Consider the following 26,803-nt stretch of genomic DNA (forward strand, 5'->3'; position numbering starts at 1 on the left):
GCGGCGGCGGGAGCTGATCCGGAGCCGGCCCATGGGCCTACTCTGCATCAGCTCCTGCCGGGAGACGGCGTTACCGCTTCAGGAGTCGTACCGACAGACCATCCGCCGTGTACACGGGTACGGCTCGCAGCGTGTCGGAGTTCAGCTCCACCCGGTCGAACCGGCCCCGCAGCTGCGAGGCCTCGATGACGGGAACGGTGGTCCCGGCGACCGGCGGGCGTTCGGCGTCCAGGCGCAGCGACAGCACGCTGCCCCGGCCCAGCTGGACCCGGCGGGACACCTCGAGGGCGGGACCGTGGTCCTTGCGGACCAGCAACTCCAGGGTCGTGTCGCCCTGCTGGACGTACGTGCCGCGCACGCGCAGGACCTTGTCCGCGCGGAGCGTGCCGCCCACCACCCGTACGTCGCCCTGCCCGAGGGCGTTGGGCGACGCGGCGACGAGGACGCCGCCCTCCACCATGGTGCCGCCGTGGTACCGGTTGTGGCCCGTCAGGGTGAGCGTGCCGGTGCCGCGCTTGGTCAGGCCGCCGTCGCCGGCGATGTCGTTGCGCCAGCTGTCCGCCGCGCCGAAGCCGCCGGCCGCCCGGTCGAGCGTGACGGTCACGTCGGAGTCGAAGGCGCCGTAACCGTCCGCCGCCGCGAACAGGTTCAGCCGGCCCCACTGCTCGAAGCCGTCCAGCAGGACGTACCCGGCGGGCAGCGCGGTCGTGCGCAGCACCTCGCGGCGCTGGGCCGCGGTCAGGTACGGCTGGCGCGTCTCCAGCAGCACCTCGGCGCCCTTCGGCACCGTCAGGGGCTCGTCGCGGCCGTCCCGGGTCAGCACATACGTCAGCTTGGGCCTGACCGTGCGGGCGTTGGTCGCGCGGTCGGCGTACGGGTCGGTGCCGGTGCCGGCCGAGTGAGCGTACGCGTACAGGGTGTCGGCCGTCGTGCCGGTCCGCTCCTCGAAGTACGCCAGGGCCTGGGCCCGCGCGGCGGCCTTGAGTTCGGCGTTGGCCGGGTCGGTGAGGGCGGCGGCGGTCAGGGCGGTGGCCATGACGCGGCCGCCGAGGACGTCGACCGTGGAGTGCATGCCCGCCACGATGCGGGTGTGGCTGAGGGCGAAGGCGCAGGTCACCATCTCCTGGAAACGCTCGGGCACGGCGTAGGCATACGCCAGGGCCGCCAGGTGCAGGGCGTTGGTGTGCCCGCTGGGGAAGCCGCCGTCCTCGGCCGGGTTCTCGGCGCGCTGCCGCAGCAGCTGCGGGGCGACGACCACCTCCGAGTCGTAGACGGGGAAGCCGAACTCGTCCTTCTTGCCGGTGTCGACGACCTCGCTGTCCTCGTTCATCCGCCACGGACGCGGGTACTGGAAGGCGAACTTGGCCGGGTTGCCTGAGGCGAAGGGGCCGCGCACGGTGTCGACCAGCCTGGCCACCTTGCCGAGCTCCGAGTCGTACGAACCGGCGCCGATCGCGGAACCGGCCGGGGCGTCGGCGGGCAGGGTGTCGCTGATCTTCCCGGCGGGGGTGCCGTCCGGCGCGCTGGTGATCGAGGTGACCGCCTTGGCGCCCGACTTGTACAACTCGGCCAGCGGGCCGAGCCCGGTGATCACCGAGTAGCTCTGGTGCTGGCGGTCGACGATGAACGCTTCCTTGGCCTGCGCGTCCGTGCGCGCGGCGGTGACGCGGGCGCAGTAGCGCATGTTGGCGCGCAGCACCTCGGGCATCAGCGGTATGCCGGTGTTCCAGGCGTCGCCGGTCTTCCAGACCTGCGCGAAGCCGCCGAGGATCCGGACCACCGCGTTGGTCTCGGGGGTCTGGTTCGCGACGACGTTCGTCTTGTAGTCGTCGACGAACGCGAGGGCGTTCGTGGCGGCCTTGGCGTCCGTGGCGGTCAGCCAGGTGGCGAGGGTGGGCGCGGCCAGCACACCGGCCGAGGCGCCCAGGGACGTCTTGAGGAAACCCCTTCGGTTCACGGCGAGTCCACGGACCGAAGCGGGGGAGTGGTGCCCGGCGGGTGACGGCATACGTCTGCCTCTCTGGAGTTCTTCGGCCGTACGGCCGGGGAGATGGAATGGACCGACTCGACCGAAGGGTGCGCAGGAGGCCGGCGGAGCCGTGCGCGGCACATGAGGCGATCGAGTCGTACGAGCGAAGATCTACGGGCGAGTTGTGTCGGACTCGGGATGGCCCGGCGTCCGGCAGGTGTCACACGAGTGAACGGGCGAGTGACACCGCGCCCAAGACCGGCGGCACCCGCAGGGGCCGCGGCCTGGCCCCCGGCACTCCGTCGGCGAGCGCGGAGGCGAAGGCGTCGTACAGGACCGACTGGGCGAGGATGGTGCTGCCGGCGACCACGACGTCGTCCACGGCGACTCCGCGGGCGGCGAGTTGCCCGACGAGCGCGGCCAGCGACCGGCCGCCCTCGTCGATCACCGCACGGGCCAGCGGTGAACCGGCCTCGGCGGCCGCGAACACGACCGGCGCGTGCCGGCCCCACTCCGCGGAGACGTCCTTGGCACTCTCCAACGCCGCGCCGAGTGCGGGCACTTCGGCGACCCCGAACGCGTCGAGGAGCCCGTGCGCCAGTGCGTCGGGCTCCTCGCCGTGGTCGTGTGCCGCCCATACGGCCCGCGCGGCCTCGCGGACGAGACCGGCCGAGCCGCCCTCGTCACCGAGGACCGCGCCCCAGCCGCCGACCTGGACCGGGGTGCCGTCGGGCAGCCGGCCGACCGCGACGGAACCGGTGCCGGCGACCAGACCGACCCCCTTGTCCAACCCGGCGGCGGGAACGAGCAGTTCGGCATCGCCCACCACCGACGCGGGCGCGTCGAAGTGGAGTTGGAGCGCGGTGCGGATCTGGTCGCACTGGCGGGGGGTCTCACAGGCGTGCCCGCCCAGTGCCAGCGCGGACGGGCGGGCGCCCGTGGGCAGGGCGTCGGCGACCAGCGCGGCCAGCCAGCCGGCGGCGGCCACGGGGTCGTGGGGTCGCCAGCCGCTGCTCGTCCGGACGTGGTCGGCGACCAGGGCGTCCCCGGTACAGGCCCGGAGATGCGTCTTGGTCCCGCCCACGTCGATGCCGACCACGAGTGGCGTCGTCTCCTGCACGGGTCCTCTTTCGTCGTGTGCGCAGCGCGATGACGGCGGGCGAACCGTGCTCGGGAACGGAAGTGGTGAGATCGGGAAGCCCCGGGACGGGCCTCGTGCGGAACACGGCAGGCGAGTACCGTGTACTTCGTTAGGAAGTTAACTAACGAAGTAGGGTGCGCGTCAAGAGGCGCGGAAACCCGATGCCGAACGACCTTGGCGGCCCTTGGCGAGCCAGGGAAGTCCGGGTGCGTTCCCGTGTCGTCCGGTGGTGCTCTCGGCGTGCGGACGAGGGTCCCGGTGGGGGCCCCTGGCCGAACGAAGGTGAGACCGGGGGCGAGCCACCAGGGCCACGGCCGGTCCGGCGAGACCGCGTGCCGGGCGGTGCGGGAGCGCGCCCGGACTTCTCCGGCGGTGCCCGGCCGCCGCCGCATCACCTGGGGAGAGCATGGACCTGAGCGAGAGCGCGCGTGCGGTGTTCGCCGTGCTGGCTGCGGCCGGCAGCGCGACCCGGCCGCAGCTCGCGAGCCTGGCGGGCCTGTCCAAGCCCACCGTGTCCTCCGCCGTCGCGGAGCTGGAGAGCGCCCGGCTGGCCGCCCACTCCGGCACCGCCTCCGGAGGCACGGGCCGTTCCGCCGCCGTCTACGGTCTCGGGCCGGCCGCCGGGGCCGTGCTCGCCGTCGACCTGGGCCCCGCCCTGACCCGGGTGCGCGGCTGCGCCCTGGACGGCACCCTGCTCGCCCAGGCCACCGGGACCCGGGAGGAGGCAGCCGACGTGGTGCGCGAGGCGCTCGTCGCGCTGCCCGTCGACGCACCGCTGCGCACCGTCGTCGTCGCCGTCGGTGACGTCACCGCACGCGAGAAGGAGGGCGCCCGCATGCGCCCCGCCACGGCCAAGGCCGGCCCCGTCTTCGACGCCATGGCCGTCGCCCTGCCGCCGGGCGTTCCCGTCCACCTCGAGAACAACGTCAACTGCGCCGCGCTCGCCGAACTGCACGAGGGCGCCGCGCGCGGCCGGCGCACCTTCGGCTACCTGCGCATCGGCGTCGGTATCGGCCTCGGCATCGTGGTCGGCGGGCAGGTGCTGCGCGGGGCCAACGGCGCCGCCGGTGAGCTGGCCCGGCTGCCCTACCCCTGGGACGACGGCCGGGAGCCGCGCCGCGAGGCCCTGGAGGAGTACATCGGCGCACGCTCGCTCCTGCGGCGCGCGGCCGAGGCCTGGCCGGACGAGGACGGGCCCTGCCCGCGCACCGCCGAGCAGCTCTTCGCCCTGGCCGGAGAGGGCCGGGGCGCGGCCCGCGCCGTGATCGGCCGCCACGCCGCGGACATCGGCCGTCTCGCCGCCGCCGTGACCGCCGTACTGGACCCGGGGCTGATCGTGCTCGGCGGCAGCACCGGCGCGGACCCGCAGGTACTGCCCGGTGTGCGGGCCGAACTCGACCGGCTGAGCTGGCCCACCGAAGTGGTCAGCAGCACGGTCGGGGACCTCGGCACGGTCGTGGGCGCTTCCCGGCTCGCGGTTTCCCGAGGAGTCCAAACCGTGACCGACGCCGGGGGGTCGAAGGATTGACGGCTTCCGACTCGATCTGCCAATGTCCGGACAAGCGCTTTCTGAGTCGGCCGGGACGCCGACTCCGGGTGAGCCTCCCGCCCGTACGCGAAGTACGGCAGCCGCACGAGGGCGTGCTTGTGCGACGACGGCCCTCATGGCCGGGGACTCCACCCGTCAAGGCGACGCGGCCGGGCGAGGCCGCGCCCCCAGAAAGCGAAATTTTCTGCAAAATGCACCCGTGCCGCCTCGGTCGGCGCCGTGCTCCGTCCCCTACCACGAAATGGGATCGAAGATGACCACTGTGGGTGTGCGGCGCTCCCGCCGACTCGGCCGCGGCGGTATGCGCCGCCTGGTTCCCCTCGCTGCCGTGGCCACGGCAGGTGCCCTTCTGCTCTCCGCCTGCGGGGGGTCCGGGTCCAGCTCGGGCGGAACCTCCAAGTCGCTGACGTTCTGGATCTCCACGGTTCCGGGGCAGGACGCGGGCTGGAAGAAGATGGTGGCGCAGTACAAGAAGGAGACCGGCGTCGCGGTCAAGCTCGTCAACATCCCCTACGACGGCTACGACGCGAAGCTGCGCAACGCCGCGCAGGCGAACTCCCTGCCCGACGTGGCGGCGGTGCCGAAGCTGGACCCGATCTGGTCGAACAAGCTGATCGACCTCAGCTCCATCGCCAACAACAAGAGCAACAAGATCAACGGCAACTTCGTCGCCAAGGACTCGTCCGGGAAGGTGCTGTCCATCCCCTCGGACATCACCGCGTCCGGCATGTTCATCAACAAGTCGCTCTTCGAGAAGGCCGGCGTCTCCTACCCGACCTCGCCCTCGAAGACCTGGACCTGGACCGAGTTCATCAAGGCGGCCAACGAGGTCCGGGAGAAGACCGACGCCAAGTACTCCCTGACCTTCGACCAGTCGCCGTCGCGACTGCGCGCCATGGTGTACGAGATGGGCGGGAAGTACGTCCACGCGGACTCCTCCGGCAAGTTCTCGGTGGACGCGGCGACCAAGAAGGCCGTGAACACCTTCGTCGGATGGAACGACGACAAGACCATGCCGAAGTCGGTGTGGACCAGCGGCGCCGACCCGTCCGCCATGTTCCAGAGCGGTGACGTGGTCGCCTACTGGTCCGGCGTGTGGCAGGTCGCCGCCTTCTCGGAGAGCATCAAGAAGTTCGAGTGGGCGAGCGTCCCGACCCCCGCCCAGCCGGTGCAGGCCAGTGACGTCAACAGCGGCGGCATGACGGTGGGCTTCAACAACAACGCCGACGCGGCGAAGGCCGCGACGGAGTTCCTGTCCTGGCTGTACGAGCCGGCCCACTACCAGGCGCTGTGCGAGGCGTCCGGGTTCCTGCCGGTGGAGAGCGGTCTGAACCCGAAGTACCCCTTCAAGTCCGAGGCGGCGCAGGCGGCGTTCAAGCTCTACAACGAGTCGATCCCGCTCTACGCCCCGATCTCCGGCTACTTCAACAGCGCGCAGACGAACTGGGTGCTGAAGGGCAAGAGCCTCACCGAGGACCCGACCAAGACGGAGCTCGGCAAGGCGATCAACGGCCAGCAGTCGGCCGACAAGGCCCTGCAGAACATCGTGGACGGCTACAACCAGCAGGTCGGCGGCTGACCGTAGGCCGGCAGGCCCGGGCGGCGGGGCCGAGACCCCGCCGCCCGGCCTCGGGGCCCACCCGATGCCGGGGCTCACGGCCCGAGCCCACAGGAACCCAATCCACCAGCACGGAGTCAGGAAGATGACCAAACGCGCCTCGGACGTGACCGCGAGCCCGCCCAGGAGACGCAGTAAGTACACCCTTGCGCCGCTCGTCCTCATCTCGGCCAACGTCGTACTCTTCGCGCTGTTCTTCCTCTGGCCGGCGGTGATCGGGCTCGTCTACTCCTTCACGAACTACACGGGCGTAGGGGCGTTCCAGTTCGTCGGGCTGGACAACTACAACAACCTGGCCGGGGACTCCGCCTTCTACGACGCGCTGACCCGGACGCTGCTCTACACCGTGCTCTTCGTGCCGCTGAACTTCGTGTTCTCGCTGCTCATCGCCAACGTGCTGGTGAGCAAGCACGCCAAGGGCATGTCGGTCGCCCGCGTCTTCTTCTTCATCCCGTGGCTGCTGTCGCCCATCGTCGTGGGTGTCCTGTGGCGGTGGCTGTTCGGTGAGAACTTCGGACTGGTCAACTACCTCATCGAGAAGGTCGGCGGAAGCGCCGTGCCGTGGCAGTCGAACGCGGACCTGTCCCTGCTGGTGGTCGTGGTGGCGGCGTCCTGGGCCTGGACGGGCTTCTCCATGCTGCTGTTCATCGCGGCGATCAAGAACGTACCGACGTCGTACTACGAGGCGGCCGCGCTCGACGGCGCCGGTCCGTGGCGCCAGTTCATCAGCATCACCCTGCCGAGCATCGCGCCCACGTCCTTCATCGTGATCCTGCTCAACACGATCCACGGCATGAAGGAGTACCCGCTGTTCGCCTCCCTCAACAACGGCGGACCCGGAACGTCGAACAACCTGCTGGTCCAGTACATCTACCAGACGGGGTTCAAGTCGGGCCAGATCGGCTACGCGAGCGCCGCGTCGTTCGTGCTCATGCTCATCCTGATGGTCGTCGCGATCGTCCAGATGATGGTCAACCGGCGGGTGGAGAACCGATGACAACCACAGACATGCCGCGCAAGGCCGACGCCGGTTCCGTACGGTCCGTCCCCAAGAAGCGGTCCCGCAGTGGACGCAGCGGTGACTTCCGGCGCGCGGTTTCCGCGACGACCCTGCTGTGGGTCCTGGCGGCCATCTACGCGGTGCCGGTGCTGTGGTTCGTCCTCAGCTCCTTCAAGCCGGCCGGAGACCTGTTCTCCCTTCCGCTGACGCTGTTCCCGCAGAACCCCACCGTGTCGGGTTACAAGACGGCGTGGGACAGCGCCAACTTCTCCCAGTACTTCGTCAACACCACCATCGTGTGCGTGATCGCGACGATCCTCACGGTGGGAGTCAGCTGCTGTACGGGCTACGCGCTGGCCAAGTACGACAACAAGTGGCTCAAGGTCTTCTTCGTCGGCATCCTGGCCACCACGATGCTGCCGTCCGAGGTCATGCTCGCCCCGCAGTTCCTGGTCGTCCGCGACCTCGGCCTCTTCAACTCGCTCGCCGGCATCATCCTCCCGGCCGTGCTCACCGCGACCGGCTGCTTCATGTTCCGCCAGTTCTTCCTGACGGTCCCCGACGAGCTCATCGAGGCCGCCCGCATCGACGGGGCGCGTGAGCTGTCGATCTTCCTGAGGATCATGGTGCCGATCTCCCGGCCCATCATGCTGACGCTCGCCATCCTGTCGTTCCAGTGGCGGTGGAACGACTACATCTGGCCGCTGCTGATGCTCAACGACCCCGAGAAGTTCACCGTGCAGATCGGCATCCAGAGCCTCGTCGGCGCGCAGAACATCAACTGGTCGGTGGTGCTCGGCGGATCGGTCATCTCCATGATTCCGCTGATCGTCGTCTTCCTGGTGTTCCAGCGTTACGTCATGAACGCCGACATCAACGCCGGACTGAAGGACTGACCTTGCCCGTCCCGCTCGACCACGAGTTCGTCCGGTCGGCGGCCCGCGCCGCCGACCGGACGGCCGCTCCGCTCGCGGCCCGTCCCGACGAGGAACCCGCCGGTGTGCCGCACCGTGGTCTGGCGCGGCGGGTGAAGACCCTGGTCGCGGCATACCGTTCCCCGGACTCGGCACTGCACGGCAGCGGACCGGCCGTCGTCGCCGCGATGACCCACCTGCGCGCCCTGCGGGCCGTGCAGACGCCCTCCGGCCTCTTCGCGGGCGGCGACAACGTCCAGTCACCGCCGGACTCCGCGTTCACCGTCAACGACGTGTGCGACGCGTACGTCCTCGCCGCCGCCGCGGGACCGGAACTGGCCGAGGTGACGGCCCGGCTCGCCGAGATCGCCGGCGCCGCCACCCCCAGTCTCCTGACCGGTGGCGTGCACACCCCGAACCACCGCTGGGAGCTGAGCGCGGCCCTCGCCCGGCTGCACCGGTCCTTCCCCGACGACCGACTCCTCGACCGCGTCGAGGAGTGGCTCGCCGAGGGCGTCGACATCGACACGGACGGCCTGTACTCGGAACGCAGCGCCGTCTACGCGTCCATCGTGACCAACCCGGCGCTGCTCCTGCTGGCCGAGGTGCTCGGCCGGACCGACCTGTCGGCGGCCGTCGAACGCAACCTCGCCACCACCTTGGACCTGATCCGACCGGACGGCACGGTGGAGACCCTCCACTCGCGACGGCAGGACCAGAAGCTCACGTTCGCCCTGTGGCCCTACCTGCCGCACTACCGGCTCCTCGCGATCCGCACCGGCCGGGGCGACTTCGCCCGGGCGGCACGGCTGGCGGCCGCAGTCGGCATCGACGACCCCGACCTGCTCGCCCAGACCCTCCTCACCCCGGACCTGAGCCGCGAACTGCCGTCCCCGCAAGCGGAGAAGCTCCCGCGCGAGCGGTACCTCGGCACCGCACGCCTCGCGCACCACGCCTCGGCCACCGCGCACACCGTGGTGTACGGCGGCTCCGACGTGCCCGAGCACCGGCGCATCCGCTCGGGTCTCGCCTGCAACCCCACCTTCCTGCGCCTGTTCGCCGGGGACGCCGTCCTCGACGCGGTCCGCCTCTCGCGCGGCTTCTTCGACCTGGGCCCGTTCCGCGCCGCCGACATGGAACGGCTCGCCGACCACCGGTACCGGCTCACCCAGAGCCTCACAACCGCCTACTACCAGCCGCTCCCGAAGGACCACAGGCGCGGCGACGGCGCCTACCGTCTGGTGGACGAGGGCCGCTTCTCCGCGGCGATGGCCTTCCCGGACCGCCCTCAGGACGAGGTCTGTCACACGACCCGAGTCGAGGTCGACCTGCGGGAGGACGGAGCCGACCTGCGGATCGACATCAGCGGCCCACCGGTGCCCTGGGCCCTCGAACTGACCTTCCGGCCGGGCGGCGAGCCTCGAGGCGCCGTACCGCTCGGCGACGGACGCTGGTGCCTGACGACCGGGCCGATGACGTACCGGGTCGGCGATGACGAGATCCGGGTCGAGGTCCGCGTCGAGACGGGGGAACCGCTCGCCGGGCCGGACCGGACCGACATACTGCGCTACGACCCGGGTCAGGACCACACCGTGACGGGCGGCACCGACGCGACGACCGGGAACCGCGTCTACCTCGCCGGCCACGGCCCGCAGATCCTGACCGTCGCACTGCGTGCCGACCGGCCCGCACCCGCCGTGTGATCCTGACGAACCACGCCCCGGCCACCCAGGCATGAAGGACTGATCCCGTGCGCCCCACGCCCCCTCCCATGCATCTCCCGCGCCAGCTCGGCCCGTTGCACAACCTCCCGGACAGCCCCGAGGCGTACGACGCGGTCCTCGCCGACGTCGTCGAGCAGGCCCTGGAGCGGATCACGCCCGAGGGCAACCTCGAACACCCCGACTGCGTCGACGACATCGGCGACACCTCGCTCGGCATCACCTCTCTGCTGGCGCTCGCCTGGCAGCGCGGCAAGGACCCGCGCTTGCCGGAGGCGGTGCGCCGCAGCCTCGCCTTCCATCTGCGCGAGCGGGTGTACACCGAGGACAACCCCGGCTACCCGAACCTGAAGGCCCGCAACTCCGGTTTGCCGTACGCCCGTTACACCCTCGCCTCCGGCGCCCACCCCATCGGCGACTGGCCGAGCACGGTGTGGGCGCTGCTCCAGGCGGTCGACGTCCTCGACCTGGCGGATGGCCTCGTCGAGGACCGGCAGCGCGCCGAACTCGTCGAGATGGCGCACGGCTACTGGCGCTGGCTGACCGAGGCGACCTTCTTCAACCCGCAGGAGGCCGGCAACCAGGCCATCGGCTGCGTCGTCGGCGGACTGATGCTGGCCCGCCACCTCCCGCCGGAGCAGGCCGAGCCGGTGCGTTCGCACGCGATCGCCCTGTACGTCGACGAGATCCGCGCCCACCGTGTCGCGGACCGCGGCGCACTGCTGCCGCCCGAGCACGGCGGCGCCTACGACAACAACTACGGCCCGATCTCCCTGTCCTTCCTCGCCCAGGCCCACCGGATCAGCGGCGAGGACATCTTCGCCGAGGACGGTGACGCGCTGGCCCGCTACATCGACGCCCGCCTGACCGGCGGCGGCTTCGACAACGGCGGACCGCGCTACAGCGAGCAGCACAGCGGCTTCGAGTCGGTCCTGGGCCTGCGCTACTTCAGTGCCCGGATCGGCTCCGACCTCGGCCGCTACCGGGGCGACACCCGCTGGGGACGGCACGCGGTCAAGGCGGACGGCTCGGTCGACGGGCACTTCGCGTGGATGCTGGTCTGGCAGATCCAGGACGCGACCCGCTGGCACCGCACACCGTCCACCGCTCCCGCCCGTCACCAACTGCGCGCGGGGACGGTCTCGGTGGCTTTCGACGACCGGATGACCCCGTCGCTGGTCGAGGCCGCGGGCACCTACTACCTCGCCGCGGCAGTCAACCGGCAGCACGGCTTCGGCCCGGTGACGGACGGCTTCCTGCTCTGCCGTCCGATGGGCGAGGTCCGCGTCCGCGACGTCGACGCCGACGGCCTGACGGCGAAGCTGGTCACCAAGCCGGTCGTCGGCCGCGACCATGTCCTGCGCCACGTCCGGTCCCTGTACGTCACCGACGGCACCAGCCTGTGGACGACCGTCGCGGTGGAACGGCTCCCCGGATCGCCGTATCTGCTCGCCGGTCTGCCGTACGCCGCCGACGACGGCGAGCGCGTACGCAGGACCGCCGACGGCGAGGTCACGGCGGCCGGTGAACTCCGTCTGACGCACCCGCAGTCCGACGGCGTGGACCACTTCGACGCCCGCGCGGACCTGACCCAGGAACAGGCGGCCTTCGCCCTGGCGGCCGACCCCCGCGGCTACGGCAACCCCGACGAGGGCTGGAGCCACCTCGTCAGCTCCACGGCCCTGGAGGCCGAACCGGCCCCCGGCGCCCCGGAGGGCCTGCACGTCTTCGCCGTACGCTACGGACCGACGGGCCCGTTCGCGCCCTCCTTCTCACACGACGGTTCATGGCTGACGGTCCGCACCGAGGCGTTCACCGCCCTGATCGGCGAGGCGGCGGGCGACAGTCACGGGGAGCCCGAGCTCACGCTCACGGCGTCCTAGGGGCGCACCCACTCACCACGGCAGGCCGAGCAGCCCCCACCCGCGCTGCTCGGCTTCGCGGACGACCACCGCCCACTCGCGGAGCAGCACGGCGAAGCCGTCGAAGTCCTCGATCCATCCGCCCGGACGTGCGGCATGGACGTCGTACGCCTCCCGCAGTCCCTCCAGCAGCGGGTCGACCACGGCCCAGCGGGCGGCCAGCGCCGAGACCGTCTTCGGCGGGCAGGCGACGAGCAGGCCCGGCCGCCGTGGATCGCCGGGGTCATGGACGAGCCCGTCGAGTGGCGGGGGCACCGGGTCGTCGTGCCAGAACAGGTCCCGCAGAAATCCGTCGAGCCCCTCCTGGAGCCGGGGTCCGGCGAAGCCCCGCACGTCCTCCCAGGCCTGCCCGGCCCAGAAGTGCGGCTTGTACGAGCCGCTGGTGCAGTGGAACTCGTAACGGGCGATCCAATGCAGGAGCGGTGCGGCCGGGCACACCCACCCCTTCTCCGGTTCCGCGTCCCAGTCCAACTCGACGTCGGGATAAGCGGCTTCCTCCAAGACCTCCAGTCGCCGGCCCTCGGGCGTGGCCTCCAGCCGGCCCCAGTCCACCGCCAGAACCGTGATGTCCAGTCCCACGGTCAGCCGCCCGCCCCGGCCGCCGACGGCCGCTGCGGGACGGGCAGCGCCGTGTCCGGCACCACCAGGTCCGCCCTGTCCCGGGTCGCGGCGACCAGCTCCGCGTTGCGCTGGTCCGAGCCCAGCACCCACGCCACCGCCTGCTCGTGCGGCTTGCCGAACTCCTCGTGCCGGGTGACGAGCCGCCGGATCCGCTCCGGTTCGTCGAGCTCGCAGAACCACACCTCGTCCAGCTGCGGCCGCACCCGCGCCCACGCGCCCGTCTCCAGCAGCAGATAGTTGCCCTCGGTCACCACCAGCCGGGTCGTCGGCTCCACGGGAACGGCACCCGCGATCGGCTGCTCCAGGACCCGCTCGAAGCCGGGGGCGTACACGGTGTCGCGGCCGGCCTCGTCGTGCAGGCGGCGCAGCAGCGCCGCGTACCCCGCCGCGTCGAACGTGTCGGGCGCACCCTTGCGGTCCCGGCGCCCCAGCCGGTCCAGCTCGACGTCGGCGAGGTGGAAGCCGTCCATCGGCACATGCGCGACCCAGGGTTTCCCGGCACCGTTCAGCTGCCGCACCAGATGCTCGGCGAGCGTCGTCTTGCCCGCACCGGGGCTGCCCGCGATGCCGAGGACGGCACGGCGGCCGTCGCGGGGGAGGGAGCGGGCACGCGTGAGAAGATCGTCGAAGGTCAGGGCCACACAGCAGAGTGTGTCACCCGGTCGGCGGTCACTTCCGGCCGTACACGAAGACTCCTGGCGAGGGAGTCGCTGCGCGCAGGCGCCCGTTGGACGAGGCGCGGTTGGCCGGATCGCGTCAGGCACATGGCCGAAGATCGCGCTGCACACCTGTTCCCTACGGGTTAGTTTGTTCGTGTTTTTGGTGTTTCTTCGGTTCCTCGCTGCCCAACTCGCCCGGCTGTGGGGTTTTCAGAAAGCCCTACGACGCGTAGGAGGAGGGGCGGACGATGGCCCACGGCACGAAGCCCATGCTCGTGAGTACGGGGTGGCGCGACGACGCGCTCGTGGCCAACAGGTCGTGGCGGTCGGGCGGTGACGGCCTGCTCGCCGCCGTGGCGGGCCTCTTCAGCCTCGCCCAACTCCTCCTCGTACGGCCCTCGATGGGCCTCGGCTGGGACGAGGTGGTGTACGTCAGCCAGGTCGGCACCGAGGCACCGGCCGCCTTCTTCAGCGCGCCACGCGCGCGTGGCGTCTCGCTGCTGGTGTGGCCCATCGCCTCCTGGTCGTCGTCCACGACACTGCTGCGCATCTTTCTCGCCATCCTGTCCGGACTCGGCCTGTACCTCGCCCTGCGCGCCTGGCGCGGACTGTTCCCGGCCCGCGTCCTGGCCGGCGCGGGCGCCTTCTTCGCCACCCTGTGGGTGACCCTCTTCTACGGCCCGCAGGCCATGCCCAACCTCTGGGTCGCGTTCGGCGCCCTGCTCTGCGTCGGCTGCTTCCTGCGCACCCGCGCGGACCGCCTGCGCCACCTCGACCGGCGGGCCCTGTGGGGCGTGGTGGCCGGTGCCGCGCTGATGGCCTGGATGCGGCCCACCGACGCCGTGTGGGTCACGCTGCCGCTGCTCGTCCTCGCTCTGGTGGCACGGCACTGGCGGCTCGGGGCCGCGCTCGTGGCGGGCCTGGCGGCCGGTGGCGTGCAGTGGGTGATCGAGGCGTACCTCAGCTACGGCGGCCTGCGCGAACGGCTGAACGAGGCCTCCCGCATCCAGGGCGACCTCGGCTGGAACTTCGCCGTCGACGACCAGATGCGCAGCCTCGCCGGAAGCGCCCTGTGCCGGCCGTGCAACGGCGAGATGCCCCACCCGGTCGTCTACGTCTGGTGGTTCGTGCTCCCCCTGCTCGCCGCCTACGGCCTGGCGGTCGCGATCCGCGGCGTACGCACCACCCGCACCCTGGTCCCGCTGCTCTGCGCCGCGACGGCCGCCCTCCCCTACCTGTTCCTCATCGGATACGCGGCACCCCGCTTCCTCCTGCCCGCCTACGCCCTCCTCGCCATCCCCGTCGCGGACGCCCTGCTCGACCTCGTCATCACGCCGTCGGGCCGGTGGCGTCCGGCCGTCGCCGCGGTGGTCGCGCTCGGGCTGGCCGGACATCTGGCCGTGCAGTACGCCGTCCTGCACCGCACCGTGAACCGTACGACCGCCGGCCGCGAGGCCTGGGCCCGCTCCGCCGCCGAACTCCATCGCCTCGGCGTACGCCCGCCCTGTCTGCTCACCGGGCACGAGGCCATTCCGGTCGGCTACTACACGGGCTGCTCCTCCGGGGCGACCCAGGGCCACAACGAGAACACCACCGAGGCCGACATCCTGCGGACCGCCCGCAGCGTCCCGGTCGGCGCCCTCACCGCTCCCGGCGGCAAGCCGCCCCGATACGCCCGCGACTGGCAGCTCCACCGCCTCGACGGCCTGGAGGTCCGCATCGCTCCTACGCCGGGCGCGGGCGGGCCGAGGTGACGTCGGACCCGGTCCTGGCCACGCCCCGGCAGGGACGTGCCTACCGGTGCACATCCGCCCGGTGCGGGAGACCGGCGCGGTCCGACTCCCCGTCGTCGGCCGGGTCCGGGCGCCGACGGCCGCCTCGGCCACCCTGACGACGCGGCCGTCCCGGCCGCTCGCCCAGCGGGACGCGATGCTCCCCCGACTGCCGTCCTGCCGGCCGGCCCGGACGCACATGGGAGCCGTCCACGCCCGACCCGCGAGGACGGCCGCCCGGTGGGGCGGTTCGTCGGCCGTCGTGACGCTGCCTTGCGGCGTGCTGATCGCCGTCCTCCGGGCGGCGCCCTCCCGCCGGCTCGGTCGGCGCCGTCGGCATCGTGGCCGGCCTGCTGCGCACACCCGGCCTTCTCGGCTCCCCGACGCTGTGCGCGCCAATGGCGTTTCCCGGGCGGTCGGTTCAGGTAGGAGTCCGGGTGGCGGCCGGTCCGCGGTCGGGTGGAGGAGGGGGAGCGTGATGGCGAGCAGTGAGCACGACGGGCGGCTGGGGGAGGAGTTCTTCACTCCGGGGACCTCGTCCTTCACCGAGTTCCTGGCCGCCCACCGCCCCGCCCTGCTGCCCATGCGCCGCCCCTTCCCCGACGGTGTCCGCGCCCCGGCCGACCGCTTCCCGCACGGCACCACGGTGCTGGCCCTCACCTACCGCGACGGCGTGCTGATCGCCGGCGACCGCAGGGCCACCATGGGCAACCTCATCGCCCAGCGCGACCTGGAGAAGGTCCACCCCGCGGACGACTACACCGCGGTCGCCTTCGCCGGCACCGTCGGACTCGCGCTGGACATGGTGAAGCTCTATCAGGTCGAGCTGAAGCACTTCGAGAAGATCGAGGGCATCCCGATGACCCTCAAGGCGAAGGCGACCCGGCTCGCGACCATGATCCGCCAGAACCTCGGCCAGGCCATGCAGGGCCTCGCCGTCGTCCCGCTCCTCGTCGGCTACGACTTCGGGGCCCCCGAGGGCGCGCGAGGACGCATCTTCGACTTCGAGGTGGTCGGCGGAGCGTACGAGAAGCACGACTTCCATGCCGAGGGCTCCGGATCACCGTACGCCCGCGGCGCCCTGAAGAAGCTGTACCGTCCGGGGATGTCCCGGCGTGAGGCGGCCCTGGCCGCGCTGCACGCGCTGTACGACGCGGCGGACGACGACTCCGCGACCGGCGGACCGGACATCAACCGCCGGATCTTCCCCATCGTCTCGGTGATCACGGAGGACGGCTTCGAGCGGCTGCCCGAGTCCGAGACCGAGGAACTGAGCCGCGAGATCGTGGAGCAGCGCCGCAGCCGTCCGGACGGCCCGAACGCCGCCCCCTGACGGCCCGTCACTCCGACCTCCGCGTCCTCCCTCTTTCCCGCTTCCCGCCCCGCTTTCCCTCGCCATGGCCAAGCGCTGTGGCATCCATGGCCAAGAACTGCCACGGCCTTTACTGCACATGATTTGCAAGTACTGGAGGATGGCTGCAGGCTGTACAGCGCAGCCGCCCTCCACAAGAAGGTCACTCCTCCCCGATGACGGCTGCCCCTGACTCCACTCCGACCCTCCCCGCCACGGCCCCCGCACAGCGCGCGGCCTGGCACCGCGTCCATACCTCCATGACGCGGCAGGAGTGGGGCAGGGTCGGGGCCATGGCCGCGTTCGTGCTGGCCCTGCACGTCATCGGCTGGTTCACCCTCGTCGCCGTCGTGGCGCCCGAGCACTACAGCATCGGTGCGCAGTCCTTCGGCATCGGCATCGGCGTCACCGCGTACACGCTCGGCCTGCGGCACGCCTTCGACGCCGACCACATCGCGGCGATCGACAACACCACCCGCAAGCTGATGGGGGAGAGGCAACGGCCGCTGTCGGTCGGCTTCTGGTTCTCGCTCGGCCACTCCAGCGTCGTCATGGCTCTGGCGCTTGTGCTCTCCCTCGGCGTGAAGAGCCTGGCCGGACCGGTCCGCGACGACAACGCCCGCCTCCACGACATCACCGGCCTGATCGGTACGACGGTCTCCGGGGCCTTTCTCTATCTGATCGCGGCGATCAACCTGGTCGCCCTCGCCGGCATCTGGAAGGTGTTCCGCCGGATGCGCTCGGGCCGCTACGACGAGGCGGCCCTGGAAGAGCAGCTCAACAAGCGCGGCTTCATGAACCGGCTCCTCGGCCGGGTCACGAAGTCTGTCACCAAGCCCTGGCACATGTATCCGCTCGGCCTGCTCTTCGGTCTCGGCTTCGACACCGCGACCGAGGTCGCCCTGCTGGTCCTGGCCGGTTCGGGCGCCGCCTCCGGTCTGCCCTGGTACGCGATCCTCTGCCTGCCCGTCCTCTTCGCCGCCGGCATGTCGCTCCTGGACACCATCGACGGCACGTTCATGAACTTCGCCTACGGCTGGGCGTTCTCCCAGCCGGTCCGCAAGGTCTACTACAACCTCACCGTCACGGGCCTGTCCGTCGCGGTCGCCCTGCTCATCGGCACGGTCGAACTCCTCGCCCTCCTCGCCGACCGCTTCGACCTGCACGGCCCGTTCTGGACCTGGATCACCGGCCTCGACCTCAACACGGCCGGCTTCGTCGTCGTAGGGCTGTTCGCGGTGACCTGGATCGTCGCCCTCCTGGTGTGGCGGATCGGCCGGATCGAGGAGAGGTGGGCGGCCGGTCCGCGCGCCGAATCGCCTTGAGAGCGGGGCGGATCGCCCGAGGCGGAGCCGGACCGGATCGACCCGCTCCGGTCACCCGCGCAGCACCATCTCTCCCCGCCACCGCACGAACTGCTTCTCCGGATCGCCGAGGTACACCCACGGAGCCCGCGTGGCACGGCGCCCCAGCATCCGGAACAAGGGTGCGGCGATGTCGTGGGCACCCGCGTAACACGCCGCGTGCGTCAGGTAGTTGAGGTCACGAAGCTCGCCGGGGGCCACGCCGTCGTCGGTGCGGCCCCTGATCCAGCGCTCCCAGGTACGGCGTACGTCACTGACGGCGCCGTCGTGACTCCAGTGCTGGCCGAGTCCCACGGAGGCATGCTGCCCCTTGGCCGCGTCCAGGGCGTAGCGGAACTCCTCGACCCGGGCGTACTGCACGAGCACCGGCAGCGCGCAGCCGGGCGGGGCGACGCCGGCCGCGTCACGGGCGAAGTCGTACATCTGGCCGTGGGTGCCGTGCCAGCGCGAGGAGTAGTAGTGCAGGACCTGGAGGTGGCCCTCCACGCTGTACGGGTCGCGCTGGTGCAACTCGTCCCACCAGTGCCCCAGTTCCTGCCGCCGTACGCCCGACGGATACAGCCGGGCGACGGAGATCAGCGAGATCCACGGCGTCGGATCGTCCGGGCAGGCGTCGGCGGCCCTGAGGCAGGACAGCACCGCGGTGTCGATGCGCTGCTGGTCGATCGGTACGCCCCGGCCCGCGGTGATGGCCAGATGGAACGCCCGGGCCGTCTCCGTCGCCGCCCGCAGCACCAGCGCGTCGGCGCTGTGCGGCTCGGCGGCCAGCCACGACTCCACCGTCGAACTGCCCGCACAGGCCTGGGCGAGCAGCCGGACCCGGTGCCCGCGCACCAGCCAGTCGGGGCCGGTGACCCGCAGCAGCTCCCGCAGCCCCTGCCAGCGGCCGATGACGATGTCCTGGCGCGCGCAGGTGAGGGGCGCGTCCCCGCAGTCGGGGTCGAAGTCGGGAGTGAGATCGCGTTTCGAGGTGCCTCTCGGCATGGTGGGTCCCCTCAGAAGTCGGTGGGAAGACCCTCGTGGACAAGGGAGTTCGTGCCGCCGGCGCCGGCCGGGACGTAGTCGGCCTCGACGGTCCGCGCGGCGTCCAGCTTGGCCGGCCGGTAGTAGTCGCTGCCCTGCCGCCAGTACCAGAGCATCGGGACCAGCCCGGCCGCGAGACCGCCGATGCCGATCGCGATCGCGGACCTGCTCAGCTCGCCCAGCGACTCGACGAAGATCCAGAACATGAACAGCGCCCCGAACAGCGGCCACAGACCGCCGAGCACGAAGTTGCCCACCGACTTCAGCAGCATCCTGCGGTAGGCGACGACGACCGCGAGACCCGTCAGCCCGTAGTAGACGGCGATCTGCAGGCCCATGGCCGAGATCGCGTCGGAGAGGATGTCGCCCACCGTGCCCAGGGAGTTGGCGGCGATGAACATGGCCAGCGCCACGACGCCGACCACCGCGATCGCCACCCACGGCGTGTTCCACCGGCGGTGCACACGGCCCAGCGCGGACGGCATCGTCCGGTCCCGGCCCATCGCGAACAGCGAGCGCGTGACCTGGATCAGCGTGGTCTCCAAGGTGGCGATGGTGGACAGCATCACCGCCACGATCAGCAACTTGCCGCCCCAGCCCGGCCACACCTCCTCCCCGAGCACGGCCAGCACGTTGGCGTCGTTGTCCTGGATCTGCTTCGAGGAGAGGATGACGTTCACGGCGATCGTGAACACCTCGAACAGCAGGAACACGATGCCGACCCCGATGAGCCCGGCGAGGCCCGTCGTACGGCGGCTGTTGCGAGTCTCCTCACTGAGGTTGCTGGTGACGTCCCAGCCCCAGTAGTAGAACGCGGCGATCAGCGCCCCGGAGGCGAATCCGCTCACTCCGTCGAACTGCCCGAAGCCGAGCCAGGACCAGTCGAAGGCCCGGGCGCTTCCCGAGTGGAAGAGGGCCAGTACGGCGAACAGGGCCAGGATGGCGAGCTCGACGCCGGACATCACCAGCTGCGCCCGGACGGTGAGGCGGGCGCCGCCCAGCACCACGAACAGCATGATCAGGAACCAGCCGGCGCCGACCAGCGTCGACAGCGCGGTGTTCTCCGCGAGTTCCTCGTCGAAGAGGGCCAGCGTCATCGACCCGGCCGGCAGGGAACCCGCCACCATGAAGATGGTCGCCGAGATCACCAGCGCCCACCCGCTGATGAACCCCAGGAAGGGGTGCAGCGTACGCCCGACCCAGGAGTAACTGGCGCCCGCGTTCACGTCGATCCGGCTGAGATAACTGAAGGCGAGGGCGATGCCCAGCATCGGTATCGCGCAGTACAGCAGCGCGGCCGGGCTGGCCAGGCCCACCGTGCCGACGAGGACCGCCGTGGTCGCGGCGATCGAGTACGCCGGGGCGCTGCCCGCGACCGCCATCACCACCGTGTCGAACGTACCGAGGACATTGGCCTGCAGCCCTCTGCCCCTGCTGTTGCTCATGGATGCGCTGCTTTCAGTTGTGCACGACGCGAGGGTGACGGCCCCGACGGCGTATGGGGGGTGGGGTGGTACAACGCCACGAACCGGTGAGGGGATGACCTCGGGGCAGGGGCGGCACAAAGGGGTGGCGGATACGGCACGTCGGTGCGTCGCCGTACGGTCACGCCGTGTGTGCGAGTGATGATAGCCCTACCGATTGATGCTTCAAGAGCCGTGAGATCTTCCGGGGTTGGAGAGCACACAACGGGAAACGCGTTCCGGACAGGCACAGAGCGGAAACAACCGAGATGCGCCCGTGAGGGAGGCAGCCATGGACACCGAACACACGCCCTCCGAGCCGATGGCGGACGACGCCTACCAGCCCACCGGCGGCAACGAGGAACAGCAGGACGCGGCGCCGCTCGACCTGCAGGACGCCGTCGACGAGCGGACCTACGACGACACCCTCGACGAGGGCTACTCCCCGCCGGAGAAGCCGCTCGGGGTCACCAAGCACGGCACCACGGCCGCCGAGCAGCACGAGGGCGAGACCCTCGACGAGCGGCTCACCCAGGAGGTCCCCGAGGTGTCCGAGCCCGCCGGTGACGGTGTGGGCGACCTGCCGGGCGGCGAGGGCGAGCCCGTCGACCCCGAGGCGGGCGCCGACCGCGCGGGCCGCTTGCTCGCCCCGGACGAGGGCACCGGACCCGACACCACGAAGGAGGAGATCGCCTTCGACCAAGGCGTCGACGGCGGAGCCGCCGGCGCGGAGGAGGCCGCGATGCACGTGGTCGAGGACGACGCCCGCCTGCCGGAGGGCGGCCAGGGCAGCTGAAGCGAAGGGCTCACTCCCCGATCCGGTCGATCTGGCGCAGCCGGTTCGTGGCGTCCAGGGCGGCGACCTTGTACGACTCCGCGAGCGTCGGGTAGTTGAACACCGCGTCGACCAGATAGTCGACCGTCCCCCCGCACCCCATCACCGACTGCCCGATGTGGATCAGCTCCGTCGCCCCCGTACCGAAGCAGTGCACACCGAGCAGCGTGCGGTCCTCGGGCGAGACCAGCAGCTTCAGCATGCCGTGCGAGTCGCCGATGATCTGCCCGCGGGCCAGCTCCCGGTAACGGGAGATACCCACCTCGAACGGCACCCGGTCCTCGGTGAGCTGGTCCTCGGTCCGCCCCACGAAGCTGATCTCGGGGATGGTGTAGATCCCGATCGGCTGGAGGTTGTGCATCCGGCCGACCGGCTCCCCGAAGGCGTGGTACGCCGCGGCCCGCCCCTGCTCCATCGAGGTCGCGGCCAGCGCCGGGAAGCCGATGACGTCGCCGACGGCGTAGATGTGCGGCACCTCGGTGCGGTAGTGCTCGTCGACCGTGATCCGGCCGCGCGGGTCCGCGGTCAGCCCGGCCTTGTCCAGGTCCAGCCCGTCGGTGAGCCCCTGCCGGCCCGCCGAGTACATCACCGCGTCGGCGGGGATCTTCTTGCCGCTCTCCAGTACGGTCAGCGTCCCGCGTGCGTGCCGCTCCACCGCGGCCACGGTCTCCCCGAAGCGGAACGTCACGGCGAGGTCCCGCAGGTGGTACTTGAGCGACTCGATCACCTCGACGTCGCACATGTCGAGCATCCCCGCGCGCTTCTCCACCACAGTGATCTTGCTGCCGAGCGCGGCGAACATCGACGCGTACTCCATGCCGATGACACCGGCACCCACGATGACCATGGAACGCGGCACCCGCTCCAGCGCCAGCACGTTGTCCGAGTCCATGATCGTCCGCCCGTCGAACTCCACACTGCTCGGCCGCGCGGGCCGGGTGCCGGTGGCGATGACGATGTGCTCGGCGGTCAGCAGCCGCTCGTGCCCGGTGACCTCGCGCAGAGCGACGGTGTGCGGGTCGACGAACCGCCCCGTCCCCGCGTAGAGGGCGACGTGGTTGCGGGCGAGCTGGCTGCGGATGACGTCCACCTCACGGCCGACCACGTGCTGGGTGCGGGCCGTCAGGTCGGCGACGGTGATGTCCTCCTTGAGCCGGTAGCTCTGGCCGTACAGATCGCGCTGGGTGAGGCCGGTCAGGTACAGCACCGCCTCGCGCAGCGTCTTGGAGGGGATGGTCCCGGTGTGGATGGAGACGCCGCCGACCATGTCGGGGCGGTCGACGACGGCGACCCGGCGGCCCAGCTTGGCCGCGGCGATGGCGGCCTTCTGGCCACCCGGTCCGGATCCGATGACGAGCATGTCGAAGTCGGGCACCCTCAGGAGTCTGACAGCCGCGAGACCCCTTTCGGAAGGGTGAGCCCGAAACCATTGCCAGGGTGAAGTGACAGGGGAGAAGGGGGAGTTGTGCCGGTGGCCTGCCGATGCCGGAGCGACCGGGCCCCGGCCGGGACTGCTGGCATCGGTCACGACGGCCCGGTACGACATGCGCGTATGGGTCGATAATGCGGGTATGGGGCATCGACTCGCCGACGTGAGCGCACCGGCCAGGCTGGCCGCCCCCGAGGAGGGCATCGGCCGGGACGAACTGGCGCTCGCGACCCGCAACCACGGCCTGCCGCTCGAAGCCCTGCGCTACGACCTCACCCCGCCGGGCCTGCACTACGTCCTGACCCACTACGACATCCCGTACGTCCCCGACGACGCCCCCTGGCAGCTGACTCTCGGCGGCCGCGTCCGCCGCCCGGTGCGCCTGAGCCTCGCCGACCTCCGGACGTTTCCGCAGGTCACCACTCGGGTCACGCTGGAGTGCGCGGGCAATGGCCGGGCCCTGCTGACGCCCCGGCCGGTGAGCCAGCCCTGGCTGGTCGAGGCGGTGGGCACCGCCGAGTGGACGGGCGTACCGCTGCGCCTGCTGCTCGCCGAGACCGGAGTCGGGGCCGACGCGGTCGACGTGGTCTTCACGGGCGCCGACCACGGAGTCGAGCGCGGCGTCGAGCAGGACTACCAGCGGGCCCTGCCCGTGGACGTCGCCACGGGCAGCGATCCCGAGGTGCTCGTCGCGTACGCCATGAACGGTGCCCCGCTGCCCCCGCAGCACGGCCGCCCGCTACGGCTGGTCGTGCCCGGCTGGTACGGCATGGCACAGGTGAAGTGGCTGCGCGAGGTGACCGTCACCGACGTGCCCTTCACGGGGTTCCAGCAGGCCGTGGCCTATCGGCTGCGCCGGAACCCCGAGGACGAGGGCGAACCTGTGACCCGCATCGCCCCTCGCGCCCTGCTCGTCCCGCCGGGCTTCCCCGACTTCATGTCCCGTTCCCGCGTGGTCCGGCCCGGCCGGGTGACCCTGGAGGGACGTGCCTGGTCGGGCCGCGCGCCGGTGGCACACGTCGAGGTCAGCACGGACGCGGGACGCAGCTGGCAGGAGGCCGGCCTGGAGCCGGACACCGGTCACCGGTGGGCGTGGCGCCGCTGGCGGTACGGCTGGACGGCGACGCCGGGCGTACACGTGCTGAGCGCCCGGGCCACCGATGCCGGGGGCCACACCCAGCCACTGGTCCCGCCCTGGAACCGCGGGGGCTTCGCGAACAACCTCGTGCAGCGGGTGCCGGTGCTCTGTCCGCAGGAGGACGCGGACGCGGGAGGGTGACGCCGGCAGGGCAGGGCAGGGGCAGCGGCAGCGCGGCGGGCGCACAGGGCCGCCCCGGGTGCCGGCCCGCACCCGGGGGCGACCCGCGCGGATCGTGGCCGTCTCGGCTAGGGCAGCAGCTTGTCGAGGGCGGACGGGCCCTCTGCCTCCAGCTTGCGCCTGGCCCATTCCAGGTTGCGCGGGGTGATGTCCTTGCCTGAGGCAAGCACGATGTCCTCGGGGGACACTTCGGTGCCGGTGCGGGCGTGGAGCAGGTCGTCCGGGGTGGTGCGCTCCCTGGACGGCCCGGACGCTTCGGGCTGGGACGTCGGCATCATCTCTGCTCCTCGGATCCGGATCACTACTTCGGGCCCGGTGCGGTCATCGGGTCTGCTATCACCATTCAACGCCGGAGCGGACCCTGCATCCGGAGACGCCGTGATGGATCCGCTGCGCACCGGTCGGCCCCTGGACACCCGGGGTACCTCTCCGCTCCCGCGCTGAAACCGACCGGGCCCGACCGGGCACCTCCGCGGGCCGCGTCAGCCCTCGAAGGGCGTGAGCGTCAGCGTGATCCCCGTCGGCGCGGTGTCCTGGATGTACGAGGCGAAGTCGGCCACATCGTCGAAGGCGAAGCCGTACGCCTTGCCGTCCTCGGTCGCCGTGTGCATCGCCTTGGCGTAGTGGTTGGTCAGGGCGGTCCGGTAGAAGGCGGCGGCGTCGGTCGTCGGCTGGGCCGGGTGGCTGATCAGCGTCGAGCGGTTGAACCCGGCCCCGAGTACGGCGGCGACGGGCCCGGTCGTGCCGTCGTTGGGGGCGGCGAGACTGCCGTCGCAGAACAGCACGTCCCGCGTCGACGGCTTCGCGAAGGACACCTGGGCCGGCCCGTCGAAGGTGAACCGTCCGCCGCGCACCCGCCCCGTGAACGTGCCCGCGTTGGTGGTGACGGTCAGGTCCCGCCCGGTGTACGTGCTCCACACCTCGTCGATGTACGGGGCGAAGTAGTCCCGGGCGAACAGACCGGCGTCCAGGCCGTGCCCCGGGGCGATGACGCGCGTGTCGTCCACGACGAGCCGCGCGAACTCCTCGACCTGGCGCACCGCGGCGAACGCGGCCGCCCGCCCGCCGGCCCGCAGCCTGCCCGTCGTCTGGTCCTTGGCGCCGGTCAGCCGAATGCTCAGTGGCACGCTGAACATGTCGACCATGGTGGTGTTGCAGAACATTCCGGCGGCGTTGTACGTGAACTCGGCACAATCGTGCAGCACCGGGTAGTTGGGGTCCGACGTCACCCAGCCCGCCGGGTACTGCAGCGCGGCGTTTCCGTTGCCGTCGGTGACGGCCTTGAACTTGAGCTTCTGGCCGAGCGACACATAGATCCGCCCGGACATGTGGGGGAGGGACAGCCGGGTCTCGCCGCTGCCGGCCAGGCTGATGGCGTAGTCGGTGAAGCCGTCGGGGCCGTTGTCCGACAGCGCGATCGGCGCGAGGGTGCCGTCGGGTGTGACCCGCACCTGCCTGCCGTCCTGGTTGCCGACGATGTAGACGTGGACGTTGGCGTTGCCGAAGGAGCCGCTGTCATTGACGACCGTCAGCGGCAGGGGGCCGGCCGCGGCGGGCGTGACGCCGTCCGCGGTCGTATCCGCGAGGGCGTACGGGGCCACGGCGGCGACGGCGGGGACGGCCACCGCCGTGCCGCCGAGGGCGAGGAGAAGCCTGCGACGACCGAGAGGGCGTTGATGGCGGGAAGTCATGTGGGGGGTCTCCCGGAGTACTTGTGGGGGTACTTGGGCTGCGGCGGCGGGACGGACGCTCGGTTTGAGAGCGCTCTCGAATCAGGGTCACCGCTACCTACGGGACCCGATGCTACGCACGACGGCCGCATCGGCCAATGGCTCTGCATCGTGCCCAAAACCCGCTCAGCTGCGGGGACTTGAAAGGCCACGGAACGACCACGACTGCTTAACCCTCTCCTAAGGCCCACTTAAGTCGCACAACGGGTTGAGAGCGCTCTCCGCAGCTTGGCGGAAAACCTGTGGACGACCCCGAGGAAGATCACGTACCGTGTGGCTCCACGCCCTGAGACGGACGGAAGGAGGCGAGTGCCGTGCGGTTCACACCTTTCCAGCGCTCCCTTTTCCGCTGCCCCGGCGTGGCTCGTCTGATCTGACCGGGAGCGCTCCGAACAGCCTTTATCCCGGAGGAATCCGTGACCGATCCGGTCATCCGCGCGCTCTCCGCGAGCGACGCCCATCTCTTCGACGCACACCCCGACCCGCTCAATGCCCGTGAGGGCCACCGGCGCACCCGGTTCCGCCCCGAGTGGAAACGCGTCGCCCTGCGCGACGGCGCGGTGGTCGCTCGCGGCGCCTGGTGGGGCGGCCCCGACGACTCGGAGCCCATCAACATCAACTGGTTCGACGTGGCCGAGGGCGAGGAGGAGGCCGGCGCCGAACTCCTGCGCTCCGCCCCCTGGCAGGTCGAACTCGAGATCAACCTGCCCGGCGGCTGGCGGGACGAGCCCGGCCTGAAGGCCGCCGCCGAGGCCCGCTTCGGCGCCGCACGTGCCGCCGGATACGAACTCCTGGTGGAACGCTTCCTGTACCGCTGGACCCCCGAGCGCGGCCTGCCCGAGCGGCCCGGGCGCCTGCGCTTCAGCGCCGAACCCGACGACGCGGTCTTCTTCGACGCGCTGCGCCGCATCCACTCCGTCACCCTCGACGCCCACGCGCGGCGGGCCATCGAGGAGGGCGGCCTCGACCAGGCCGCCCAGGAAGAGCTGGACTTCTTCCACTGGTGCCCGTCCCCGCGCCAGTGGTGGCAGCTCGCGCACACCCCGGACGGCGACCTCGCCGGCATCCACATCCCGGCGCACAACCCCTCCGGCCCGACCATCGGTTTCATCGGAGTCGTCCCGGAACAGCGCGGCCGCGGCTACGCCTACGACCTCCTCGCCGAGTGCACCCACTTCCTCGTCGAACAGGGGGCCGAGGCCGTCACCGGAGCGACGGACCAGGGGAACTTCCCCATGGCCGCGAACTTCGCCAAGGCGGGCTTCCCCGTCGTCAGCGAGCGCATCAACTTCCAGGCAGCGGCCAGGCGTAGCGAGGCGTAGCACCGGGGCACGGCGGTAGTCATGCAGGGCGGGCGGCCCGGGCCTTCTGCGGTCCGGGCCGCCTGTCAGTGCCGGGTGGCAT

At 71.3% G+C, this 26,803-nt stretch carries 21 protein-coding genes; 12 read left to right on the forward strand and 9 right to left on the reverse strand.

Annotated elements, in window-relative coordinates; all coding sequences use genetic code 11:
• Positions 1–70 precede the first annotated feature (70 nt).
• Positions 71–2,008: a phosphatase PAP2 family protein gene (locus tag ACIREI_RS37385; RefSeq protein WP_403342846.1), complete on the reverse strand. Its 1,938-nt coding sequence runs from the start codon at positions 2,006–2,008 to the stop codon at positions 71–73.
• A gap of 181 nt (positions 2,009–2,189) precedes the next feature.
• Complete coding sequence (locus ACIREI_RS37390; protein WP_403342848.1) at positions 2,190–3,089, reverse strand: N-acetylglucosamine kinase; 900 nt, start codon at positions 3,087–3,089, stop codon at positions 2,190–2,192.
• 427 nt (positions 3,090–3,516) lie between these two features.
• Between ACIREI_RS37390 and ACIREI_RS37395 the strand changes: the two genes are divergently transcribed.
• The 6 genes from ACIREI_RS37395 to ACIREI_RS37420 all read left to right on the forward strand — a co-directional run bounded on the left by ACIREI_RS37395 (position 3,517) and on the right by ACIREI_RS37420 (position 11,795).
• Entirely contained in the window at positions 3,517–4,638 is a 1,122-nt protein-coding gene (locus tag ACIREI_RS37395; RefSeq protein ID WP_403342851.1) for an ROK family transcriptional regulator, read from the forward strand.
• A 274-nt stretch (positions 4,639–4,912) separates the two neighbouring features.
• Entirely contained in the window at positions 4,913–6,238 is a 1,326-nt protein-coding gene (locus ACIREI_RS37400) for an ABC transporter substrate-binding protein (RefSeq protein ID WP_403342855.1), read from the forward strand.
• 124 nt (positions 6,239–6,362) lie between these two features.
• Positions 6,363–7,274: a carbohydrate ABC transporter permease gene (locus tag ACIREI_RS37405; protein WP_403342857.1), complete on the forward strand. Its 912-nt coding sequence runs from the start codon at positions 6,363–6,365 to the stop codon at positions 7,272–7,274.
• The gene (locus ACIREI_RS37410) at positions 7,271–8,173 is read left to right on the forward strand and encodes a carbohydrate ABC transporter permease (protein ID WP_403342859.1); all 903 of its coding nucleotides are present in this window, start codon (positions 7,271–7,273) and stop codon (positions 8,171–8,173) included. Before ACIREI_RS37405 ends, ACIREI_RS37410 begins: the two co-directional genes overlap by 4 nt.
• Positions 8,174–8,175: 2 nt before the next feature.
• Entirely contained in the window at positions 8,176–9,894 is a 1,719-nt protein-coding gene (locus ACIREI_RS37415; RefSeq protein WP_403342862.1) for a hypothetical protein, read from the forward strand.
• A gap of 68 nt (positions 9,895–9,962) precedes the next feature.
• Positions 9,963–11,795: a hypothetical protein gene (locus ACIREI_RS37420; RefSeq protein ID WP_403342865.1), complete on the forward strand. Its 1,833-nt coding sequence runs from the start codon at positions 9,963–9,965 to the stop codon at positions 11,793–11,795.
• Between the two features lie 12 nt (positions 11,796–11,807).
• Here ACIREI_RS37420 and ACIREI_RS37425 read toward each other — a convergent pair whose 3' ends face one another.
• Together ACIREI_RS37425 and ACIREI_RS37430 are read right to left on the reverse strand one after the other, a co-directional pair.
• On the reverse strand, positions 11,808–12,413 hold the full coding sequence (locus ACIREI_RS37425) for a hypothetical protein (protein ID WP_403342867.1): 606 nt from the start codon (positions 12,411–12,413) through the stop codon (positions 11,808–11,810).
• Positions 12,414–12,415: 2 nt separating this feature from the next.
• On the reverse strand, positions 12,416–13,096 hold the full coding sequence (locus tag ACIREI_RS37430; RefSeq protein WP_403342870.1) for a nucleoside/nucleotide kinase family protein: 681 nt from the start codon (positions 13,094–13,096) through the stop codon (positions 12,416–12,418).
• Positions 13,097–13,362: 266 nt separating this feature from the next.
• On the opposite strand from ACIREI_RS37430, the gene ACIREI_RS37435 reads away from it, so the two are divergent.
• From ACIREI_RS37435 to ACIREI_RS37445, 3 genes are all read left to right on the forward strand, one after another.
• Positions 13,363–14,868 (forward strand): hypothetical protein, encoded by a 1,506-nt coding sequence (locus ACIREI_RS37435; protein ID WP_403342873.1) that lies wholly within the window; start codon positions 13,363–13,365, stop codon positions 14,866–14,868.
• Positions 14,869–15,364: 496 nt separating this feature from the next.
• Entirely contained in the window at positions 15,365–16,219 is an 855-nt protein-coding gene (prcB, locus tag ACIREI_RS37440; RefSeq protein ID WP_403342875.1) for a proteasome subunit beta, read from the forward strand.
• Between the two features lie 194 nt (positions 16,220–16,413).
• Positions 16,414–17,562 (forward strand): HoxN/HupN/NixA family nickel/cobalt transporter, encoded by a 1,149-nt coding sequence (locus ACIREI_RS37445; protein WP_403342878.1) that lies wholly within the window; start codon positions 16,414–16,416, stop codon positions 17,560–17,562.
• Positions 17,563–17,613: 51 nt separating this feature from the next.
• Here ACIREI_RS37445 and ACIREI_RS37450 read toward each other — a convergent pair whose 3' ends face one another.
• Both ACIREI_RS37450 and ACIREI_RS37455 read right to left on the reverse strand, forming a co-directional pair.
• A complete protein-coding gene (locus tag ACIREI_RS37450) occupies positions 17,614–18,585 on the reverse strand; it encodes a hypothetical protein (RefSeq protein ID WP_403342881.1) in 972 nt (323 codons plus the stop codon).
• An 11-nt stretch (positions 18,586–18,596) separates the two neighbouring features.
• Positions 18,597–20,069 (reverse strand): APC family permease, encoded by a 1,473-nt coding sequence (locus tag ACIREI_RS37455; RefSeq protein ID WP_403342884.1) that lies wholly within the window; start codon positions 20,067–20,069, stop codon positions 18,597–18,599.
• A 310-nt stretch (positions 20,070–20,379) separates the two neighbouring features.
• Between ACIREI_RS37455 and ACIREI_RS37460 the strand changes: the two genes are divergently transcribed.
• Positions 20,380–20,883 (forward strand): DUF5709 domain-containing protein, encoded by a 504-nt coding sequence (locus ACIREI_RS37460; protein ID WP_403342886.1) that lies wholly within the window; start codon positions 20,380–20,382, stop codon positions 20,881–20,883.
• A gap of 10 nt (positions 20,884–20,893) precedes the next feature.
• On the opposite strand, the gene sthA is transcribed toward ACIREI_RS37460, so the two are convergent.
• A complete protein-coding gene (sthA, locus tag ACIREI_RS37465) occupies positions 20,894–22,297 on the reverse strand; it encodes a Si-specific NAD(P)(+) transhydrogenase (RefSeq protein WP_403342889.1) in 1,404 nt (467 codons plus the stop codon).
• 196 nt (positions 22,298–22,493) lie between these two features.
• Here sthA and ACIREI_RS37470 point away from each other — a divergent pair, with 196 nt between their 5' ends.
• Positions 22,494–23,630 carry a sulfite oxidase gene (locus ACIREI_RS37470; RefSeq protein WP_403342892.1) on the forward strand — a complete coding sequence of 379 codons (1,137 nt, stop codon included), beginning with the start codon at positions 22,494–22,496 and terminating at the stop codon, positions 23,628–23,630.
• A gap of 107 nt (positions 23,631–23,737) precedes the next feature.
• Here the strand turns inward: ACIREI_RS37470 and ACIREI_RS37475 are convergent, their stop codons facing one another.
• Both ACIREI_RS37475 and ACIREI_RS37480 read right to left on the reverse strand, forming a co-directional pair.
• Positions 23,738–23,944, reverse strand: coding sequence for a hypothetical protein (locus ACIREI_RS37475; protein WP_403343164.1), 207 nt, complete (start codon positions 23,942–23,944; stop codon positions 23,738–23,740).
• Positions 23,945–24,151: 207 nt separating this feature from the next.
• Positions 24,152–25,360: a beta-1,3-glucanase family protein gene (locus ACIREI_RS37480; protein ID WP_403342895.1), complete on the reverse strand. Its 1,209-nt coding sequence runs from the start codon at positions 25,358–25,360 to the stop codon at positions 24,152–24,154.
• 455 nt (positions 25,361–25,815) lie between these two features.
• Between ACIREI_RS37480 and ACIREI_RS37485 the strand changes: the two genes are divergently transcribed.
• The gene (locus tag ACIREI_RS37485) at positions 25,816–26,721 is read left to right on the forward strand and encodes a GNAT family N-acetyltransferase (protein WP_403342898.1); all 906 of its coding nucleotides are present in this window, start codon (positions 25,816–25,818) and stop codon (positions 26,719–26,721) included.
• Positions 26,722–26,803: the final 82 nt, after the last annotated feature.

Origin of the sequence: Streptomyces sp. NPDC093591, from assembly GCF_044764885.1 — a bacterium.
Lineage (GTDB): Bacteria > Actinomycetota > Actinomycetes > Streptomycetales > Streptomycetaceae > Streptomyces.

Bases quoted from the DNA above. Each gene is read 5' to 3' on its own strand.
- ACIREI_RS37480 (WP_403342895.1), bottom strand. From the start codon at position 25,360: ATGACTTCCCGCCATCAACGCCCTCTCGGTCGTCGCAGGCTTCTCCTC.
- ACIREI_RS37420 (WP_403342865.1), top strand. From the start codon at position 9,963: ATGCATCTCCCGCGCCAGCTCGGCCCGTTGCACAACCTCCCGGACAGC.
- ACIREI_RS37445 (WP_403342878.1), top strand. From the start codon at position 16,414: ATGACGGCTGCCCCTGACTCCACTCCGACCCTCCCCGCCACGGCCCCC.
- ACIREI_RS37470 (WP_403342892.1), top strand. From the start codon at position 22,494: ATGGGGCATCGACTCGCCGACGTGAGCGCACCGGCCAGGCTGGCCGCC.
- ACIREI_RS37405 (WP_403342857.1), top strand. From the start codon at position 6,363: ATGACCAAACGCGCCTCGGACGTGACCGCGAGCCCGCCCAGGAGACGC.
- ACIREI_RS37455 (WP_403342884.1), bottom strand. From the start codon at position 20,069: ATGAGCAACAGCAGGGGCAGAGGGCTGCAGGCCAATGTCCTCGGTACG.
- ACIREI_RS37475 (WP_403343164.1), bottom strand. From the start codon at position 23,944: ATGCCGACGTCCCAGCCCGAAGCGTCCGGGCCGTCCAGGGAGCGCACC.
- ACIREI_RS37435 (WP_403342873.1), top strand. From the start codon at position 13,363: ATGGCCCACGGCACGAAGCCCATGCTCGTGAGTACGGGGTGGCGCGAC.
- ACIREI_RS37395 (WP_403342851.1), top strand. From the start codon at position 3,517: ATGGACCTGAGCGAGAGCGCGCGTGCGGTGTTCGCCGTGCTGGCTGCG.
- ACIREI_RS37410 (WP_403342859.1), top strand. From the start codon at position 7,271: ATGACAACCACAGACATGCCGCGCAAGGCCGACGCCGGTTCCGTACGG.
- ACIREI_RS37385 (WP_403342846.1), bottom strand. From the start codon at position 2,008: ATGCCGTCACCCGCCGGGCACCACTCCCCCGCTTCGGTCCGTGGACTC.
- prcB (WP_403342875.1), top strand. From the start codon at position 15,365: ATGGCGAGCAGTGAGCACGACGGGCGGCTGGGGGAGGAGTTCTTCACT.
- ACIREI_RS37400 (WP_403342855.1), top strand. From the start codon at position 4,913: ATGACCACTGTGGGTGTGCGGCGCTCCCGCCGACTCGGCCGCGGCGGT.
- ACIREI_RS37460 (WP_403342886.1), top strand. From the start codon at position 20,380: ATGGACACCGAACACACGCCCTCCGAGCCGATGGCGGACGACGCCTAC.
- ACIREI_RS37450 (WP_403342881.1), bottom strand. From the start codon at position 18,585: ATGCCGAGAGGCACCTCGAAACGCGATCTCACTCCCGACTTCGACCCC.